General features: G+C 60.3%; 15 protein-coding genes and 1 tRNA gene. 11 read left to right on the top strand and 5 right to left on the bottom strand.

The window, feature by feature from the left end:
• Positions 1–511 precede the first annotated feature (511 nt).
• The 4 genes from JF70_RS05475 to JF70_RS05460 form a co-directional block, all read right to left on the bottom strand.
• Positions 512–584, bottom strand: a tRNA-His gene (locus tag JF70_RS05475).
• 120 nt (positions 585–704) lie between these two features.
• Positions 705–1,163 (bottom strand): ASCH domain-containing protein, encoded by a 459-nt coding sequence (locus JF70_RS05470; RefSeq protein WP_045935564.1) that lies wholly within the window; start codon positions 1,161–1,163, stop codon positions 705–707.
• Positions 1,153–1,728, bottom strand: coding sequence for a DNA-deoxyinosine glycosylase (locus tag JF70_RS05465; protein WP_045935563.1), 576 nt, complete (start codon positions 1,726–1,728; stop codon positions 1,153–1,155). Before JF70_RS05465 ends, JF70_RS05470 begins: the two co-directional genes overlap by 11 nt.
• Positions 1,725–2,717, bottom strand: a complete 993-nt coding sequence (locus tag JF70_RS05460; RefSeq protein WP_197069106.1) for a YwiC-like family protein — start codon at positions 2,715–2,717, stop codon at positions 1,725–1,727. Before JF70_RS05460 ends, JF70_RS05465 begins: the two co-directional genes overlap by 4 nt.
• Positions 2,718–2,835: 118 nt before the next feature.
• Here JF70_RS05460 and JF70_RS05455 point away from each other — a divergent pair, with 118 nt between their 5' ends.
• The 10 genes from JF70_RS05455 to gmk all read left to right on the top strand — a co-directional run bounded on the left by JF70_RS05455 (position 2,836) and on the right by gmk (position 15,225).
• Positions 2,836–3,204: a DUF488 domain-containing protein gene (locus JF70_RS05455; RefSeq protein ID WP_045936171.1), complete on the top strand. Its 369-nt coding sequence runs from the start codon at positions 2,836–2,838 to the stop codon at positions 3,202–3,204.
• Positions 3,205–3,791: 587 nt separating this feature from the next.
• The gene (gene rpsL, locus JF70_RS05450; RefSeq protein ID WP_015022141.1) at positions 3,792–4,163 is read left to right on the top strand and encodes a 30S ribosomal protein S12; all 372 of its coding nucleotides are present in this window, start codon (positions 3,792–3,794) and stop codon (positions 4,161–4,163) included.
• Positions 4,164–4,166: 3 nt separating this feature from the next.
• On the top strand, positions 4,167–4,637 hold the full coding sequence (gene rpsG / locus JF70_RS05445; protein ID WP_015022140.1) for a 30S ribosomal protein S7: 471 nt from the start codon (positions 4,167–4,169) through the stop codon (positions 4,635–4,637).
• A gap of 25 nt (positions 4,638–4,662) precedes the next feature.
• Positions 4,663–6,789, top strand: coding sequence for an elongation factor G (gene fusA, locus JF70_RS05440; RefSeq protein ID WP_045935561.1), 2,127 nt, complete (start codon positions 4,663–4,665; stop codon positions 6,787–6,789).
• Between the two features lie 195 nt (positions 6,790–6,984).
• Positions 6,985–8,184 carry an elongation factor Tu gene (gene tuf, locus JF70_RS05435; RefSeq protein WP_045935560.1) on the top strand — a complete coding sequence of 400 codons (1,200 nt, stop codon included), beginning with the start codon at positions 6,985–6,987 and terminating at the stop codon, positions 8,182–8,184.
• Positions 8,185–8,420: 236 nt separating this feature from the next.
• Complete coding sequence (efp, locus tag JF70_RS05430; protein WP_045935559.1) at positions 8,421–8,984, top strand: elongation factor P; 564 nt, start codon at positions 8,421–8,423, stop codon at positions 8,982–8,984.
• 22 nt (positions 8,985–9,006) lie between these two features.
• Positions 9,007–9,711, top strand: a complete 705-nt coding sequence (gene nusB / locus JF70_RS09300; protein ID WP_045935558.1) for a transcription antitermination factor NusB — start codon at positions 9,007–9,009, stop codon at positions 9,709–9,711.
• Positions 9,712–9,907: 196 nt separating this feature from the next.
• Positions 9,908–11,137 (top strand): glutamine-hydrolyzing carbamoyl-phosphate synthase small subunit, encoded by a 1,230-nt coding sequence (carA, locus tag JF70_RS05420; RefSeq protein ID WP_045935557.1) that lies wholly within the window; start codon positions 9,908–9,910, stop codon positions 11,135–11,137.
• Positions 11,130–14,504, top strand: coding sequence for a carbamoyl-phosphate synthase large subunit (gene carB / locus JF70_RS05415; protein WP_045935556.1), 3,375 nt, complete (start codon positions 11,130–11,132; stop codon positions 14,502–14,504). Before carA ends, carB begins: the two co-directional genes overlap by 8 nt.
• A gap of 97 nt (positions 14,505–14,601) precedes the next feature.
• The gene (gene gmk, locus JF70_RS05410) at positions 14,602–15,225 is read left to right on the top strand and encodes a guanylate kinase (protein ID WP_045936170.1); all 624 of its coding nucleotides are present in this window, start codon (positions 14,602–14,604) and stop codon (positions 15,223–15,225) included.
• A gap of 75 nt (positions 15,226–15,300) precedes the next feature.
• Here gmk and ilvD read toward each other — a convergent pair whose 3' ends face one another.
• Positions 15,301–17,160, bottom strand: a complete 1,860-nt coding sequence (gene ilvD / locus JF70_RS05405) for a dihydroxy-acid dehydratase (protein ID WP_045935555.1) — start codon at positions 17,158–17,160, stop codon at positions 15,301–15,303.
• Positions 17,161–17,338: 178 nt separating this feature from the next.
• On the opposite strand from ilvD, the gene rpoZ reads away from it, so the two are divergent.
• The gene (rpoZ, locus tag JF70_RS05400) at positions 17,339–17,623 is read left to right on the top strand and encodes a DNA-directed RNA polymerase subunit omega (RefSeq protein WP_015022131.1); all 285 of its coding nucleotides are present in this window, start codon (positions 17,339–17,341) and stop codon (positions 17,621–17,623) included.
• Positions 17,624–17,682: the final 59 nt, after the last annotated feature.

The following is a 17,682-nucleotide window of genomic DNA, read 5'->3' as shown; positions in this document are numbered from 1 at the left end:
TTTATCGTCGTTTGCTCTTTAGCTCCTTACCTATCCGGGAAGCTACCGATAATTACTTTATTATGCTTGATTCTTTGCTTAATTGATAATATCGGCTATGATTCAAAGGATTTGCTGTTAATGATAGAGTCATTCCTTATCCTTTAACACTGTAGTGACTGTATGCGCGAAAAAGCAATATGACCTTATTCCTATATCGCTCGTTGGAAGTAATCTTTATATACAAGCTATCGGTTCCAGGGGTAGTTTTATTTTACTGATTTTATCGGAATTTATATTCCACTGATTTGGCCGGTTGTATACTGATTTGTAGCCTTGCAATCTTTCTTAAAAAGAGTGCGGTAGGAGAAATGTGTAATTCCAGTATACGCGAGCAATCTGGTATATGTTCGAATTTAACTTCCTGAAATTGGGGTAAATGAATAACTAGCAAGTTCAGTTTAGAATCAGGTTTGACTTATTTAAGACACTATTTTTAATTAACTACTAATCAGCAGTAAGCGGCTAGCAGGGTGGCTAACGCGGCTCGAACGCGCGACCTCCTGAACCACAATCAGGTGCTCTACCGACTGAGCTATAGCCACCATAGTGAATTGACCCGCATAGCGGATCAATGCAACAGATGAAACTATACACGATGGTATGACATGGCACGCCGGTGAAGTGTCACCCGGGTGGCAAAGGCCGTGTTTGTCATTGGGCCTTCAGTTCACGACTATGGCCTCTACATAAAAAGCCTCTAGCACCACCAGGGTCTGGTCGTCGACGGTGAAGTCCGGATCATCCAGTACCTGTCGCATGTTCTCTGAGGTCCAGAAGGACTTATGAGCCTGGCGCCACTCAGGAAGGCTTTTATAGTCTTCTCCTTCATTCAGAACATGCTGCGGCGTGACCAGGCCGAGTCGGGTCACGCTCACCGAGGCATATCTGAGGACGGCAACTGGCTGGTCATCTGAGTTCAACAGAAGCGTTCGTCGGCCGGCGGCGGGGAGTGGCTCATGATTATGAATGAACTCTGCCATCAGGCTGGTCGTAGTAGTTTTGCGCCCCTCCAGGATCGCTTCCACCAGGCAATCACGTTCTGGACCAGGGAAAGCGAATTCATCCTTGGGAAGGTTCGCAACATCTTGGGCTTTGACCGTTGGTATTTGCCTATTTGTCATAGTCGTTGTGGTTGTCTTGCCTATCAAGCTTAGGCTCTTTGTCGTCGAGCACTTTTCTTATGGGTTGGTAGGCCTTGATCAGATCGGCCAGGCTCATAGCGGCATTGGCGGGGCTGGTGGATGGCAGATTGATCATCGTCGGTCGATACCCTTTCTCCTGCAGGATCGGCAGGCAGTAGCGACGGTAAAGCTGGCCGGCCTTGCGTCCTGTGGTGAATATGGTGCCGATGGGCACACGGTCCAGCAAGCCAGCGATGTCGGTCGGCACGACATTGGTTATTGAAGCGTCGGAGGCGCCGTGGATGTCGCATTCCTGGATGACATCCCAGAGTGCTATGCAATGATTGAGGGCAAACCTAGCACGGACAGCCGGATCAGGCCCTGGAACAGGCTGATCGAAGAGTGCGGCCAGTACGGGCCAGAAGCGATTGCGCGGAAACATGTAGTAGAAGCCGGCCACGCGCGAACTCGGGCTGGGAATGGAACCCAGGATCAGCACACGAGATCGGTCATCCCAGACAGGCCCGAATCCGTGGGTGACATGGGTGACGGAACCTGCAGTCATGCGCCAAGCAGGCTTGTCAGAGACGCGGTCATCACGTCAGCCTGTGCAATTACCAGAATGAAGACCAGGAGGCTGGTTGCGCATTCAACCAGGCCCACATACAGAATGGGGATGCGGCGCCGGCGGGAAATGGCTGGCAGTAGGGCCGCACGTATCAGCAGAACCAGGGCGGTCAACAGAGGCCACCATCCTGCGGTGTGCACCATGGCGACCCCGATCAGGCAGAGTGCCAGGTTCCAAGCCAGCGAAAGCAGGTAGCACCAGGTCTTGCCGCGCTCGCGGATCATGGTCTTGACGAAGATGACCGAACCGAACTGGGTCACAGCGAATACAGCTGCACTGACGACTCCGATCGATGGCAGGGCGGCGCTTGGCAGGAATCCGCTGGCGAAGCAGTCCACAGCAGGATTCGGCTGGCACCCGAAGTAGCCGGCGTTGGCACCTTCCAGTCCTGGTCCGGGCTTCTGGAATCGTGACCCCAGGGAGACAGCGATCAGACAGAGCGTGCAGGCCGCAATCACGACTACCGTATCGTTCCACCAGGAGCGCTCTGCACGCATCCAGGCGGCGGCAAAGTTCAGCACGCCCAGCACCAGGTAGAGCGGGGCCCATCGCAGAAGCCCAGGGGTGCCGACCAATAGGATCAGTCCGGTCACGGCCGTGAGCAGGGCGTAACCCAGAGCTGGTGGTGCGAATCTGGCAGCCCGGTGCGAGACCATCCATCGCGAGCCGGTGAACTCAAAGCAGTAGCAGAAGACCCAGGCGACCATGAGCAGCAGACCCCTCCAGGTCGGGCCTCCGATCAGCAGACCGGCTAGGCCCGGCATCAAGGCCATGGCCCAGCCGCCTATCTGGTCGGGTATCCATAGCCGCCGCCACTGTCGTCCCTTGGATCCTGATCCGGTCGATTCTGCCGATTTGCGGGCTTGAGGGTTTGGTCTGCTGCCGTTCGACCCGGCGGCCTTGCCCTTGTCTGCGTCTGTAAGCATACTCATCAGCCTACGCCCCGGTATGGCTGTCACTGCCTCTTCCGTAATGCCGATTCGGTCAATATCATGGTCCAAGGAGTCATGAATCACACGGGTTCCTGGTTTCAGGAGGCAGATGATGGGTCAGGTGGATATCAAGCGCGTATACGAGCAGGCCGCCGATGAGGACGGGGTCCGCATCCTGGTCGACAGGCTTTGGCCACGTGGCGTCAGCAAGGAGCGGGCAGCCCTGTCCGGCTGGCTCAAGGATGTCGCACCCAGTCCGGACCTGCGACGCTGGTGGCACCATGATCCTGACCGCTTCGAGGACTTCGCCCGCCGGTACCGTACTGAGCTGGATGACAATCCTGCCTTGGAGGATCTGCTGAGCATTGTGCGCGAACACGATCGGACGACACTGGTCTATGCGGCCAAGGATCCAGCCGTCAACCATGCCCTGATCCTGCGCGACTACATTCGGCAGGCTCTTGAGAAGGAGGACAGGTAGACGGCTGGCCATCCACGAATTCCAGATCACAACCGGACAATCACATTTGTGTCACCGGATGCCGGCACTTACGTCCCCGGACACCGGCAGCTATGTTTCCGGCATCGATATTTACTGATTGAGTTATGTATTTTCCGACACCTATATAGACACCTATATATTAGGGAGCTGTTATAGGCGGATAAGCGATTATTAATCTGTGGATACAAGTATGCAACTCCATGAATACGGGTATGCGTAAGGATTTGTTACAGATCTCTTCCAAGCCTTTCCTACTGACGGTTCCGGTGCGGTACCACAGTGAGCAAAGCCCAGAGCATACTTCCGAGTGCAAAACGTGGCCATGTCCGCCCGGGTGATATACTTTTCAACGTGTGTGCCGGCAGCACGCCTTATGTCACAGGTGAGCTTGTCGGGATATCCCTGAATCCGAAGAGTGCAGGCAGCAATGCCCGGCAGGAGGATCACGGGCCATCGGGCCGGTGGACAGTGGCTGATCTCTCCTCCTGGGAGCGACTGCGGCTGCGGTGCGGCGGTCTCGCAGTGCAAACGAAGACAAGTTCATCGAAGGAATCGGAGAGAGTCAGTTGCCAACAATTGAACAGCTCGTCCGCAAAGGGCGCAAGGCCAAGCCTCGCAAGTCGAAGACTTTGGCACTCAAGGGCAGCCCGCTGCGTCGCGGCGTGTGCACCCGTGTCTACACCACCACCCCCAAGAAGCCGAATTCGGCTCTGCGGAAGGTTGCCCGTGTCCGTCTGAGCTCCGGCATCGAGGTTTCCGCCTACATCCCCGGAGAGGGACACAATCTGCAGGAGCACTCCATCGTGCTGGTGCGCGGCGGACGTGTCAAGGATCTGCCCGGCGTGCGCTACCACATCGTGCGCGGTGCGCTGGATACCCAGGGAGTCAAGGATCGCAAGCAGGGCCGTTCCCTGTACGGAGCAAAGAAGGCCAAGTAACACATGTCACGCAAAGGACCAGCCAAAAAGCACCAGCTCCTGCCCGACCCCATCTACGGTTCCACCGTGGTGGCCCAGCTGATCAACAAGATCCTGCTGGACGGCAAGAAGTCCATCGCCGAGAACATCGTCTACACCGCCCTGGAGCAGGTCAAGGAGAAGACCGACCAGGAGCCTGTGGCCGTGCTCAAGCGCGCCTTGGACAACATTCGTCCCAGCCTGGAGGTCCGCAGCCGTCGTGTCGGCGGTGCCACCTATCAGGTCCCCGTCGAGGTCAAGCCGAACCGCGCCAATACGCTCTCGTTGCGGTGGCTGACCGATTACAGCCGCGCCCGTCGTGAGAAGACCATGTCGGAGCGGCTGGCCAACGAGATCCTTGATGCCTCCAACGGCCTGGGTGCCGCGGTCAAGCGCCGCGAGGACACCCACAAGATGGCCGAGGCCAACAAGGCGTTCGCCCACTATCGCTGGTAATCCAAGAGAGCGAGAACAAGGAATTATGGCACAAGACGTGCTCACGGACCTGACCAAGGTCCGCAACATCGGCATCATGGCCCACATCGATGCCGGCAAGACAACGACGACCGAGCGTATTCTCTACTACACCGGCGTCAACTACAAGATCGGCGAGACCCACGACGGCGCCTCCACCATGGACTGGATGGACCAGGAGAAAGAACGTGGCATCACGATCACCTCCGCCGCCATCACGGCCTTCTGGAACCGCCAGTCCCACGATCCTGAGGACCGCTACCAGATCAACATCATCGACACCCCCGGCCACGTGGACTTCACCGCCGAGGTGGAGCGCTCCCTGCGCGTGCTCGATGGCGCTGTGGCGGTGTTCGACGGCAAGGAGGGTGTGGAGCCCCAGTCCGAGACCGTCTGGCGTCAGGCCGACAAGTATGGCGTGCCCCGCATCTGCTTCATCAACAAGATGGACAAGCTGGGCGCCGACTTCTACTACTCGGTGGACACCATCAAGGACAAGCTGGGTGTCAAGCCGCTGGTCATGCAGCTGCCCATCGGCGCTGAGAGCGACTTCCACGGCGTGGTCGACCTGGTGCGCATGGTGGCCTACTACTGGAAGGACGAGGCCGATCTGGGCGCCAAGTACGACACCATCGACATCCCCGACGACCTCAAGGACAAGGCCGAGCAGTACCACACCGAGCTGCTTGAGGCCGTGGCCGAGTCGGATGAGGATCTGCTGGAGAAGTATCTGGGCGGTGAGGAGATCTCCCAGCAGGAGATCCGCAGCGCTGTGCGCAAGATGACCATCGAGCAGTCGGCCTTCCCGGTCTTCTGCGGATCCGCATTCAAGGACAAGGGCGTGCAGCCCATGCTGGACGCGGTCGTGGACTACCTGCCCAGCCCCGAGGACGTGCCGGCCATCAAGGGCTACAAGATCGGCGACGAGTCCGTCGAGATCGACCGCAAGCCCACCGTGGACGAGCCCTTCTCGGCCCTGGCCTTCAAGGTGGCCACCCACCCCTTCTACGGCAAGCTGATCTACGTGCGCGTCTACTCCGGCAAGGTGGCCCAGGGCGAAACGGTCCTGGACTCCACCAAGGACAAGAAGGAGCGCGTCGGCAAGCTCTTCCAGATGCACTCCAACAAGGAGAATCCGGTCGACGAGGCCATCGCCGGCAACATCTACGCCTTCGTCGGGCTCAAGAACGTCACCACCGGTGACACCCTGTGCGACGAGAAGGCACCGCTGGTGCTGGAATCCATGACCTTCCCCGATCCTGTGATCGAGGTCGCCGTGGAGCCCAAGACCAAGGCCGACCAGGAGAAGATGGGCATCGCCCTGCAGAAGCTCTCCGAGGAGGATCCCACCTTCCAGGTCAAGACGGACGAGGAGTCCGGCCAGACCCTGATTTCCGGCATGGGTGAGCTCCAGCTGGACATCCTGGTGGACCGCATGCGCCGCGAGTTCCATGTGGAGTGCAACGTGGGCAAGCCCCAGGTGGCTTACCGCGAGACCATCCGCAAGCCCGTCATGAACCAGGAATACACCCACAAGAAGCAGACCGGCGGGTCCGGCCAGTTCGCCAAGGTGCTCATGAACTTCGAGCCCCTGGATACTTCCGAGGGTGAATCCTACATCTTCGAGAACAAGGTCACCGGCGGTCACATCACCAAGGAGTTCATCCCCTCGGTCGACGCGGGCGTGCAGGAGGCCATGGAGTCCGGCGTGCTGGCAGGCTTCCCGGTCGTGGGTGTCAAGGCGACCCTGACCGACGGCCAGATCCACGAGGTCGACTCTTCGGAGATGGCCTTCAAGATCGCCGGCTCCATGTGCTTCAAGGAGGCCGCTCCCAAGGCCAAGCCCGTCATCCTCGAGCCCATCATGGCCGTCGAGGTCCGTACTCCCGAGGAGTACATGGGCGACGTCATGGGCGACATCAACTCCCGTCGTGGCTCCATCCAGTCCATGACCGACGCCACCGGCGTCAAGGTCATCGATGCCAAGGTGCCCCTGTCGGAGATGTTCGGCTACATCGGCGACCTCAGGTCCAAGACCCAGGGCCGCGCAATGTTCACCATGCAGATGGACTCCTACGCTGAGGTTCCCAAGACCGTAAGCGACGAGATCATCAAGGCCCAGCGAGGCGAGTAATGCCGGTCCGGTCCGCCGCCACGGCGGGCCCGCGCAAAAAGGCTCTTCTGTCACAAGTCGGCGTTACACTCTTGTAGCGCTGACTGGGCGGAGGGCAAAAGTGGCAAAGAACCCGATAACCCAGTAATATGTAGCGAGTGCTCTGTGCGTGGTTCGCGCAGGCAACCTACGAGACGTCCAGGAGGACAAAACACAATGGCAAAGGAAAAGTACGAGCGGACCAAGCCGCACGTTAACATTGGCACCATCGGCCACGTCGATCACGGCAAGACCACCCTGACCGCGGCCATCTCCAAGGTGCTGCATGAGGAGTACCCGGACGTCAACCCCGAGTACGATTTCGCCCAGATCGACGCTGCTCCTGAGGAGAAGGAGCGCGGCATCACCATCAACATCGCGCACATCGAGTACCAGACCGCCAAGCGCCATTACGCCCACGTGGACTGCCCCGGGCACGCCGACTTCGTCAAGAACATGATCACCGGCGCTGCTCAGATGGATGGCGCCATCCTGGTGGTCGCCGCAACCGACGGCCCCATGGCCCAGACTCGTGAGCACGTGTTGCTGGCCCGCCAGGTCGGCGTGCCGAAGATCCTGGTCGCCCTGAACAAGTGCGACATGGTCGACGACGAAGAGCTGATCGAGCTGGTCGAGGAGGAAGTCCGCGATCTGCTGGACGAGAACGGCTTCGACCGTGATTGCCCCGTCATCCGCACCTCCGCCTACGGTGCCCTGCATGACGATGCTCCCGACCATGACAAGTGGGTTCAGACCATCAAGGATCTCATGAATGCCGTCGACGACTACATCCCCACCCCGGTCCACGACCTGGACAAGCCCTTCCTGATGCCCATCGAGGATGTCTTCACCATCTCCGGCCGCGGCACTGTGGTGACCGGCCGTGTCGAGCGCGGCAAGCTGCCCGTAAACACCAACGTGGAGATCGTCGGCCTGCGTGACACCCAGTCCACCACCGTCACCTCCATCGAGACCTTCCACAAGCAGATGGACGAGGCTGAGGCCGGCGACAACACTGGTCTGCTGCTGCGCGGCATCGGCCGTGAGGACGTCGAGCGCGGTCAGGTTGTGGCTGCTCCTGGCACCGTGACCCCTCACCACAAGTTCGAGGGCGAGGTCTACGTGCTGACCAAGGACGAGGGTGGACGCCACTCGCCGTTCTTCTCCAACTACCGTCCGCAGTTCTACTTCCGGACCACCGACGTCACCGGCGTCATCACCCTGCCCGAGGGCGTGGAGATGGTTCAGCCCGGCGATCACGCCACCTTCTCCGTCGAGCTGATTCAGCCCGTCGCCATGGAGGAGGGCCTGACCTTCGCTGTTCGTGAAGGCGGCCACACGGTCGGCTCAGGTCGAGTCACCAAGATCATCGAGTAGGATTGCCTGTCGCTTATCGACACGATCCAATGACGGGGCCCGGAATCCTTCCTGTGATTCCGGGCCCTGCCCATATCCGGCAGACTTCGCCGCCGGACCAGCCGCGGTGTTCATGCGCCGTGGCATAATAGGCGAGGATTTATCGCGAGCGGGCCGGATCCTGTGTGGCCCGGTGCTTTCGGCAGATGGCCAGGAGCCCTCCGAAGGAACGTTCATCAGAATGAGGTGGTATCAAGGTGGCACAGACTTCCAACGACATCAAGAACGGATCGGTCATCAACCTGGATGGCAAGCTTTGGACCGTCATCAAGTTCCAGCACGTCAAGCCGGGCAAGGGACCGGCCTTTGTACGCACGACCATCAAGGACGTCCTCACAGGTAAGATTGTGGACCGCACCTTCAATGCGGGCATGAAGATGGATTTCGAGACCGTCGACAACCGGACCATGCAGTACTCCTACCGCGACGGGGACTCCTTCGTCTTCATGGACATGAACACCTATGAGCAGGTCAACATCCCCGAGGCCCTGGTCGGCGATCAGGAGCGCTTCCTGCTTGAGGGCACCGACTGCATCATCAGCTTCCATGACGGCAACCCCCTGTCCGTGGAGCTGCCTGCGTCCGTGGTGCTGACCGTGACGGCAACCGAGCCCGGCGTGCAGGGCAACCGTTCCAACGCCGGCACCAAGCCTGCAACTGTGGAGACCGGTGCCGAGATTCAGGTGCCCCTCTTCGTAGGCGAGGGCGAGAAGGTCAAGGTGGACACCCGCGACGGCTCCTACCTGGGCCGCGAGAACTGAGTCAGGCAGAAACCACACATCCATGGCACGTTCCACAGCCCGCAAGCGGGCCTTGAATACCCTGTATGAGGCCGATGAGAAGAGCCAGGATTTCCTTTCCCTGTTGGAAGAGCGCAAGGTTCGGCCTGGGGCTCAGACACCTCTGCCTGCTTATGCGGTGACCATCGTCGAGGGTGTGGCAGAGCATCGTCGAGATATCGATGAGGCTTTGCAAACCCATTCCACCCGATGGCCGCTGAGCCGGATGCATGCCATTGACCGCAACATTCTGCGTATCGCCGCCTGGGAGATGCTCTACAACCCCGAGGTTCCTGACAAGGTGGCCATCGATGAGGCCCTGTCCTTGGCCAAGACACTTTCGGATGCCGATGCTCCCTCCTTCATTCACGGCGTTCTCAGCGCCCTGGAGCAGGAGAAGGATGAGCATCAGGCTCGTCGTGAGCAAGCCGATCGAATTGCTGCCCTGGCTGATGCCGAGGCCGATGCAGATGTTTCGGATGATGAATCCGATAAAGCAAAAGCAGAGGTCGTAACCTCCGAGCCCGTTTCCTCCGAGGACGCCCATGCTGACAGCGAGTCGGAATCGGCAGCGAGTGGATCCGAAGGAGGGGAATCCGGTCAGGTTCCTGACCATACTGTTGATCAGTCGGCCCCCAGCTTGGACCAGCTGAAACTGACCTTGCCGGAGGAACTGACCTCCGATGTGGATCGTCCTTCAGGCAACTGAGCAATGATTCGGATAAAGGCCGACCGATGCCCGCTAACTATCAGGGCATCAGGTCGGCCTTTTGCCCTATTCGGACTGGTTGACCAGCGGTCTATCCTGCAAGATTTGACCAACCATTTTTTGGCTGGGTCTGCCGGCATAATCCATGGGGGTCATTAATATGGGTGCGAATATCCGCGGTAAACAAGGGGGTTCGGTGAACCTGAAAGACACCAACACCATCACCTCCGATAGCCGTTTCTCCAATCGTGCCTTGCTCATCCTTGAGGATGGGGAAGTGTATGTGGGGAGAGCCTTCGGAGCGGTGGGCACTACCATAGGTGAAATTGTTTTCTCGACCGGAATGACGGGGTATCAGGAAACCCTGACGGATCCCAGCTATGCTCGGCAGATCGTTGTGCAGACCTTCCCCCACATCGGTAATACCGGTGTCAATGACCAAGACGGGGAGTCAGACAGGTTCTGGGTGGCAGGATATGTAGTCCGGGAACCCAGCCCCAACGTCAGCAACTGGCGGGCCCGGGGCAGTCTCCATGACCAGCTGGTCGATCAGGGCATCGTCGGTATCAGTCACATAGACACCCGCCGGCTCGTGCGACACTTGCGTTCTGCAGGTGTCATGCGGGCCGGTATTTTTTCAGGCCCGGACCCAATGCTCAACGACGGCGGTAGGCCCAGAACCATGCAGGAACTCCTCAATCAGGTCCGTTCGGCCCCCAAGATGACCGGGTCCCATCTGACCGGCGAGGTCAGCACAGACAGGTCCTATATCGTCGAACCAGTCGGAGACCGTCAGACGAAAGAGCCTGTCTGCACGGTGGCAGCGGTGGATTTGGGAATCAAGTCCATGACCCCTCACAGGCTGGCTGAGCGCAGGTGCAGGGTCCACGTACTCCCCGTCGACACCACCATCGAGCAGATAAAGGCCCTGCGGCCTGACGGGGTTTTCTTCTCCAACGGTCCAGGCGACCCATCGACCGCGGACGAGGAGGTGTCGCTCCTCAGGCAGGTTTTGGATGCCGGACTGCCATTCTTCGGCATCTGCCTGGGCAACCAGCTTCTAGGCCGTGCCCTGGGCTTCGAGACCTATAAGCTGAAATTCGGTCATCGCGGCATCAATCAGCCGGTCATGGATCTCAGCACTGGCAAGGTTGAGATCACCGCCCATAATCACGGATTTGCAGTCAAGGCACCCAAGGGAGACCCAGTCCCCTCACCCTACGGTGAAGGCCGATATGGCCGTGTCCGGGTGTCTCACGTCGATCTCAACGACGGCGTGGTCGAGGGTCTGGAGTGTCTGGACATTCCGGCCTTTTCCGTTCAGTACCATCCGGAGGCGGCGGCTGGTCCGCACGATGCCTCCTATCTGTTTGACAGGTTCGTCACTTTGATGCAGGACGCCAGGGAAGGGAAGGCACATGCCTAAGCGGCAGGACATCCATTCAGTCATGGTTATCGGCTCGGGGCCCATTGTCATCGGGCAAGCGGCCGAGTTCGACTATTCGGGGACCCAGGCCTGCCGGGTGCTGCGCGAAGAGGGGATTCGTGTCATCCTGGTCAATTCCAATCCCGCCACCATCATGACGGACCCCGAGATGGCCGATGCCACCTACATTGAGCCCATCGCCCTGCCCTTCCTGGAGCGGATCATCGCCAAGGAGCGGCCTGATGCGCTGCTGCCCACCCTGGGCGGCCAGACCGCTCTGAACGCTGCCGTGGAGCTGGGCAAGGCTGGCGTGCTGGAGCGCTATGGGGTTGAGCTAATCGGCGCTTCGCTGGAGGCTATCGACAGGGGAGAGGATCGCGAGCTCTTCAAGCAGGTGGTGGACCAGGCCGGTGCCGAGTCGGCCAAGTCCCGCATCGCCCACAGTCTGGATGAGGCCGAGGCAGTGGCCGCCGAACTGGGCTACCCCCTGGTTGTTCGTCCATCCTTCACCATGGGCGGCCTGGGCTCGGGCATCGCGCACGATCGCGAGGAGTTGAGGCGGATCGCCGGCGCTGGCATCCATTATTCGCCTACCGATGAGATTCTTCTGGAGGAGGGCATCGAGGGGTGGAAGGAGTATGAGCTGGAGCTCATGCGGGACCGCCTGGACAATGTGGTTGTGGTCTGCCCCATCGAGAATGTGGACCCGGTCGGCGTGCACACCGGTGACTCCATCACCGTGGCTCCGGTCTTCACCCTGACCGACCGGGAATATCAGCGCATGCGCGACATCGGCATCGCCATCATCCGCGGCGTGGGGGTGGATACAGGCGGCTGCAATATCCAATTCGCCGTCAACCCGAAGAACGGCCGGATCATCGTCATCGAAATGAATCCCCGTGTTTCGCGCTCTTCGGCCCTAGCTTCCAAGGCCACCGGCTTCCCCATCGCCAAGATCGCGGTCAAGCTGGCCCTGGGATACACCCTGGATGAGATCGAGAACGACATTACCCGCTCAACGCCTGCCTCCTTCGAACCAACCATTGATTATGTGGTCACCAAGATCCCGCGCTTCACCTTCGAGAAGTTCCCCGGGGCGGACACGACTCTGACCACCTCAATGAAGTCCGTGGGCGAGGCCATGGCCCTGGCCGGAAACTTCCGTGAATCCCTGGGCAAGGCCATGCGCTCCATCGACAAGCGGCACATGACCTTCTCCTGGGATGGCCCCCGGCCCGACCAGGCCGAAACGGATCGGCTGCTGGAGGCCATGCACACCCCCACCGAGCACCGTTACCTGCAGATCCAGCGGGCCTTCTGGGGCGGAGCCACTGTGGAGCAGGTCCACCAGGCCACCAGGATCGATCCCTGGTTCCTGGAACAGATCAGCATGATCAATGACCTGGCCCTTCAGGTGCGCGAATCTGAGGTCCTGGACGATGACCTGCTGCGCCGGGCGAAGCAATCAGGACTGAGCGACCTGCAGATCGCCCACCTGCGCGGCATGGGAGACCAGGGTGAGGCGGTTGTCAGGGAGCTTCGCTGGGCCTTCGGTCTTCATCCTGTCTACAAGACTGTGGACACCTGCGCAGCCGAGTTCGATGCGGTCACACCCTACTACTACTCCTGCTACGCCGACGAGTCCGAGCTGCGACCCCGTCAGCGCGAGGCGGTCATCATCCTGGGTTCGGGCCCCAACCGGATCGGCCAGGGGGTCGAGTTCGACTACACCTGCGTGCACGCCGTCCAGGAGCTGGGCAAGGACTATGACACCATCATGGTCAACTGCAATCCCGAGACGGTCTCCACCGACTATGACATGTCCGACAGGCTCTACTTCGAGCCGCTGACCTTCGAGGACGTTCTGGAGATATACCGGGCCGAGAAGGCCATGGGACCGGTCAAGGGTGTCATCGTCCAGCTGGGCGGTCAGACCCCCCTGTCCCTGGCGGCCAGGCTCAAGGCGGCCGGGGTGCCCATCCTTGGCACCAGCCCCGAGTCCATCGACCTGGCCGAGAACCGCGAGCTCTTCGGGCAGGTACTCAGCAAGGAGCACCTCAACGCTCCACGGTACGGCACCGCTCTTTCTTTGGATGAGGCCAGGGAAGCGGCCCATGCCATCGGCTACCCGGTTCTGGTCAGGCCCTCCTACGTGCTGGGCGGACGAGGCATGGAGATCGTCTACGATGACCAGCAGCTGGCCACCTACGTGGATCGCGCCCTGGATGAGGCCAAGGCCGATACGGTGGTCTCCGGCCGGCTGCCCTCGCCTCTGCTGATTGACAAGTTCCTCCAGGATGCCATCGAAATAGACGTGGATGCCCTCTATGACGGGCAGGAGCTCTACATCGGCGGCATCATGGAGCATGTGGAAGAGGCCGGGGTCCACTCCGGCGATGCCGCCTGCACCCTGCCGCCTTCAACCCTCTCCGACGACCAGATCAACCGGCTGCGGCAGGCCACCCTGGCTATAGCCCAAGGTTGCGGGGTCCAAGGACTGATCAATGTTCAGTATGCCTTCATGGCCAACACCCTCTATGTGATCGAGGCCAATCCCCGCGCATCCAGGACCGTTCCCTTCGCCTCCAAGGCCACGGGTACGGCACTGGCCAAGGCCGCGGCGCGGATCATGGTGGGGGAGTCCATCGCCCAGCAACGAGCCAATGGTCTGCTCCTGCCCGTCGGCGACGGTGGCATGGTCCGTGTCGGCCAGCCTGTGGCGGTCAAGGAGTCCGTCCTGCCCTTCAAACGCTTCCGCACTCCGGTGGGTCGGACCGTGGACATCCTGTTGGGACCGGAGATGCGTTCCACCGGGGAGGTCATGGGCTTCGATCGGGACTTTCCGCACGCCTTCGCAAAGAGCCAGCTGGCCGCCTACCAGGGAGGATTGCCCACCGGTGGGGTCGCCTTCCTGTCGGTCAATGATTCGGACAAGCGCCAGCTGCCCATGCTGGCCGCCCGTCTACTGGAGCAGGGCTTCAGTATCTGCGCCACCAGTGGCACGGCTTCAGTCCTGCGCCGGTATGGCTTCGATGTGGCCGTTGTCGACAAGATCAGCGATGGCGAAGAACAGGGTCGGGCCTTCACGGATGCCGACGGGGTCAGACACATGGGCCGCAATCCCGTCCAGCTTATTGAGGATGGGTCCATCGACATGATCCTCAACACGCCCAGTTCCAGGGGCTCGCGTTCTGACGGCTATCTGATCCGCGTGGCCGCCATAGCCGCCGATCTGCCACAGTTCACCACCATCACCGAGTTCTCAGCCGCCCTGATGGCCATTGACGTGGTCAAAAAGGACGACTACGAGGTCATGAGCATCCAGGAACATGCGGAGCGGCTGCTGGAGTTGGAGAAGGCCAGGTAGGTACTGGCTATATGATTGACCCATGTTCCGGTCCATATATGCCGGAGGATGACCCTTAGGAAAGGAAGTGGCCGTGTCAGCGATCAACGGTGCCGACATGTCGATTCAGGATTCTTCGGGAGAACAGACCGGAGGTCCAAGGAAGGCGGGCGGCCGGCTGATCGTGCTGACGGGGCCCACGGCCGTAGGCAAGGGCACTGTGGAGGCGGCCCTACGCCATGCCCACCCGGAAGTCTGGGTCTCCGTCTCGGCCACCACCCGGGCGCCGCGTCCGGGCGAAAAGGACGGCATCACCTACTGGTTCATGGATGAGCAGGAGTTTGCCCGCAGGGAGGCCGCCGGAGAATTTCTGGAGACAGCGCTGGTCCATGGCATGTCCCACTACGGCACCCCGCTGCAGCCGGTTCTGAATCATCTGGCGGCAGGGGTGCCCACAATTCTGGAAATTGATCTGCAGGGGGCGCATCGTGTCCGCCAACGCGCGGGGGAGCTGGGCCTGGAAGTGTTCTACGTCTTCCTGGCACCGCCCTCATTCCAGGACCTGGTTACCAGGCTGAACATGCGGGGGACCGAAAATGAGGAACAGCGGGCCCGCAGGCTGGAGACCGCCAAGGTGGAGCTGGCCTCAGAGAATCAGTTCGACCGGGTCATAGTCAACGACAGCGTGGATAAGGCAGCCCAGGCGCTCTGGGAGGTAATCTCCAAGGAATACGGTCTCTGAGCACCTGGACTTTACTTCAGAAGAGTCAAAGAATCCCCCAATCGAGTGGGAGCCCGATCGGGGGATTTTGGTTTATCAGTCCAGACCCGACAGTTGGTTGATCAGATCCGGGTCGCGGGTGGCGCCCTTGTCTGCCGAGCGGGCGAAGGCGGCGTAGGCCTTCAGCGCCAGGGAGACCTTGCGGTCCCTGTGGGCTACGTATCCCTCGCCGGCCTCCAGCTCTGCGCGGCGCTGGGCGAGTTCCTCATCGCTCAGCTCGACGTCTACACGCCGGTTGGGGATATCGATGCGGATCATGTCGCCGTTGCGGATCAGGGCGATTGGGCCCTTGTTGGCTGCTTCAGGAGCGATATGGCCGATGGCCAGGCCTGATGAGCCGCCGGAGTAGCGGCCGTCGGTCAGCAGGGCCACATCCTTGCCGATGCCCTTGCCCTTGACGAATGAGGTGGGGTAGAGCATCTCCTGCATGCCTGGTCCGCCCTTGGGTCCCTCGTAACGGATGACCAGGGCCTGACCCTTGTGCAGGGTGCCGTTGAGTATGACCTCCACGGCCTGCTCCTGCGATTCGACCACCAGGGCCGGTCCGCGGAAGTTCCAGATTTCCTTGGGCACGCCTGCGGTCTTGACCACGCAGCCATCGGGGGCCAGATTGCCTCGCAGTATGGCCAGGCCGCCTTCGGAGACGGCCGGGTGATCCAGGTCGTGAATGGCGCCGTTGACGCGGTCGGTGTCCAGGTCCTCCCACTCCTTGGACTGGTTGAAGGGCTCGGGCGAGGTGATGTGTCCGGGCGCTGCGTGATAGAGTTCCTTGGCCTCGTCCAGGCAGGTGGGTCGCATGATGTCCCAGTCGTTGAGCTTGGACTCCAGGTCCGGGTAGTCGATGGAATGCGTGTCCTGGTGAAGGACCCCGCCACGGTCCAGCTCGCCCAGGATGCCGCAGATGCCACCTGCCCGGTGGACGTCGGATATCTCCCAGTCTCCGGAGGGAGAGGCCTTGCAGATGCAGGGGACCGTGTGGGAGATACGCTCGATGTCGTCCAGGGTGAAGTCCACATCCGCAGACTGTGCGGCGGCGAGGATGTGCAGGACGGTGTTGGTTGATCCGCCCATGGCCACATCCATGGTCATGGCGTTTTCGAAGGCCTTCTTGGTGGCGATGGAACGCGGCAGGACCGAGTCGTCGTCATCCTGGTAGTACCGGTTGGCGATTTCGACGACCAGCTTGCCGGCCCGCTCGAAGAGCATCTTCCGCGCTGTGTGCGAGGCCAGGGTGGTGCCGTTTCCGGGCAGGGCCAGACCCATGGCCTCGGTAAGGCAGTTCATGGAATTGGCGGTGAACATGCCAGCGCAGGAACCACAGGTTGGGCAGACCGTCTTCTCCAGGGCCAGCAGACCCGCATCATCGATGCTGTCATCCGCCGAGGCGTACATGACGTCGATCAGATCGGTGCTCTCTTGAACCGTCCCGTCGGGCATGACGGTACGTCCGGCCTCCATGGGGCCGCCGGAGACGAAGACCGTGGGGATGTTCAGACGCAGAGCGGCCATGAGCATGCCGGGGGTGATCTTGTCACAGTTGGAAATGCAGATCAGGGCATCGGCGCAGTGGGCGTTGACCGAGTACTCCACGGCATCCGCTATCAGGTCACGGCTGGGCAAAGAGTAGAGCATGCCGGTATGACCCATGGCGATGCCGTCGTCCACGGCGATGGTGTTGAACTCGCGGGGGATGCCTCCCGCTTCCTTGACGGCCTTGGAGACCAGACGCCCCACCTTGTTCAGGTGGACGTGGCCGGGCACGAATTCGGAGAAGGAATTGGCGATGGCCACGATGGGCTTGCCGAAGTCCTCACCCTTGACGCCAGCGGCACGATAGAGAGCACGGGCGCCCGCGAACTCTCGTTCCTTCATCAACTTGGCTGATCGCATCTGCATAGTTTTATTCAAGTGATTGCGGGCATCGACGGGTTGGTCATGACCACATGTTGGAATTTTCGGCCTTTTCGCCCAGCTTTTTCCGGCAGAGAAGCATCCGAGGCTAAAATCGAGCCCGGGCGGTAAAATCATTCAGATTGAATGAATGGTTCATCCAGTTGAATTGGAGAAACATCTTATGGCATTCGGTACCGAGCCCCATCCGCAGGGATTTGCGAATCCTCCCATCGACGACCTCATGAAGCACGCCGATTCGAAGTATGCACTCTCTATCTTCGCGGCCAAGCGGGCCCGTCAGATCAATTCCTATTTCACTCAGCTCAATGAGGGCCTGCTGCAGAACGTCGGCCCCCTGGTCGAGTACCAGAACCAGGAGAAACCCCTGTCCATCGCCTTCCGTGAGATCAACGAGGGCCTGCTTGAGGAGACCCTGGGCGAGGACGATCTGAGCGAAGGCAACTGAGCCTTCGACTCTCATTGCAGGGTTCTCGGGCGGTGACGGTTTCTAGACAAAGGTGAATG

The sequence above is a fragment of the Bifidobacterium mellis genome (assembly GCF_000967265.1).
GTDB classification, from domain to species: Bacteria; Actinomycetota; Actinomycetes; order Actinomycetales; family Bifidobacteriaceae; genus Bombiscardovia; species Bombiscardovia mellis.
This window is presented reverse-complemented; position numbering and strand designations above follow the sequence as displayed.

Excerpts from the sequence above, each read along its gene's own strand:
- tuf (WP_045935560.1), top strand. The coding sequence starts at position 6,985 with ATGGCAAAGGAAAAGTACGAGCGGACCAAGCCGCACGTTAACATTGGC.
- carB (WP_045935556.1), top strand. The coding sequence starts at position 11,130 with ATGCCTAAGCGGCAGGACATCCATTCAGTCATGGTTATCGGCTCGGGG.
- JF70_RS05460 (WP_197069106.1), bottom strand. The coding sequence starts at position 2,717 with ATGCTTACAGACGCAGACAAGGGCAAGGCCGCCGGGTCGAACGGCAGC.
- JF70_RS05455 (WP_045936171.1), top strand. The coding sequence starts at position 2,836 with ATGGGTCAGGTGGATATCAAGCGCGTATACGAGCAGGCCGCCGATGAG.
- JF70_RS05465 (WP_045935563.1), bottom strand. The coding sequence starts at position 1,728 with ATGACTGCAGGTTCCGTCACCCATGTCACCCACGGATTCGGGCCTGTC.
- JF70_RS05470 (WP_045935564.1), bottom strand. The coding sequence starts at position 1,163 with ATGACAAATAGGCAAATACCAACGGTCAAAGCCCAAGATGTTGCGAAC.
- nusB (WP_045935558.1), top strand. The coding sequence starts at position 9,007 with ATGGCACGTTCCACAGCCCGCAAGCGGGCCTTGAATACCCTGTATGAG.
- gmk (WP_045936170.1), top strand. The coding sequence starts at position 14,602 with ATGTCGATTCAGGATTCTTCGGGAGAACAGACCGGAGGTCCAAGGAAG.
- rpsG (WP_015022140.1), top strand. The coding sequence starts at position 4,167 with ATGTCACGCAAAGGACCAGCCAAAAAGCACCAGCTCCTGCCCGACCCC.
- ilvD (WP_045935555.1), bottom strand. The coding sequence starts at position 17,160 with ATGCAGATGCGATCAGCCAAGTTGATGAAGGAACGAGAGTTCGCGGGC.
- fusA (WP_045935561.1), top strand. The coding sequence starts at position 4,663 with ATGGCACAAGACGTGCTCACGGACCTGACCAAGGTCCGCAACATCGGC.
- rpoZ (WP_015022131.1), top strand. The coding sequence starts at position 17,339 with ATGGCATTCGGTACCGAGCCCCATCCGCAGGGATTTGCGAATCCTCCC.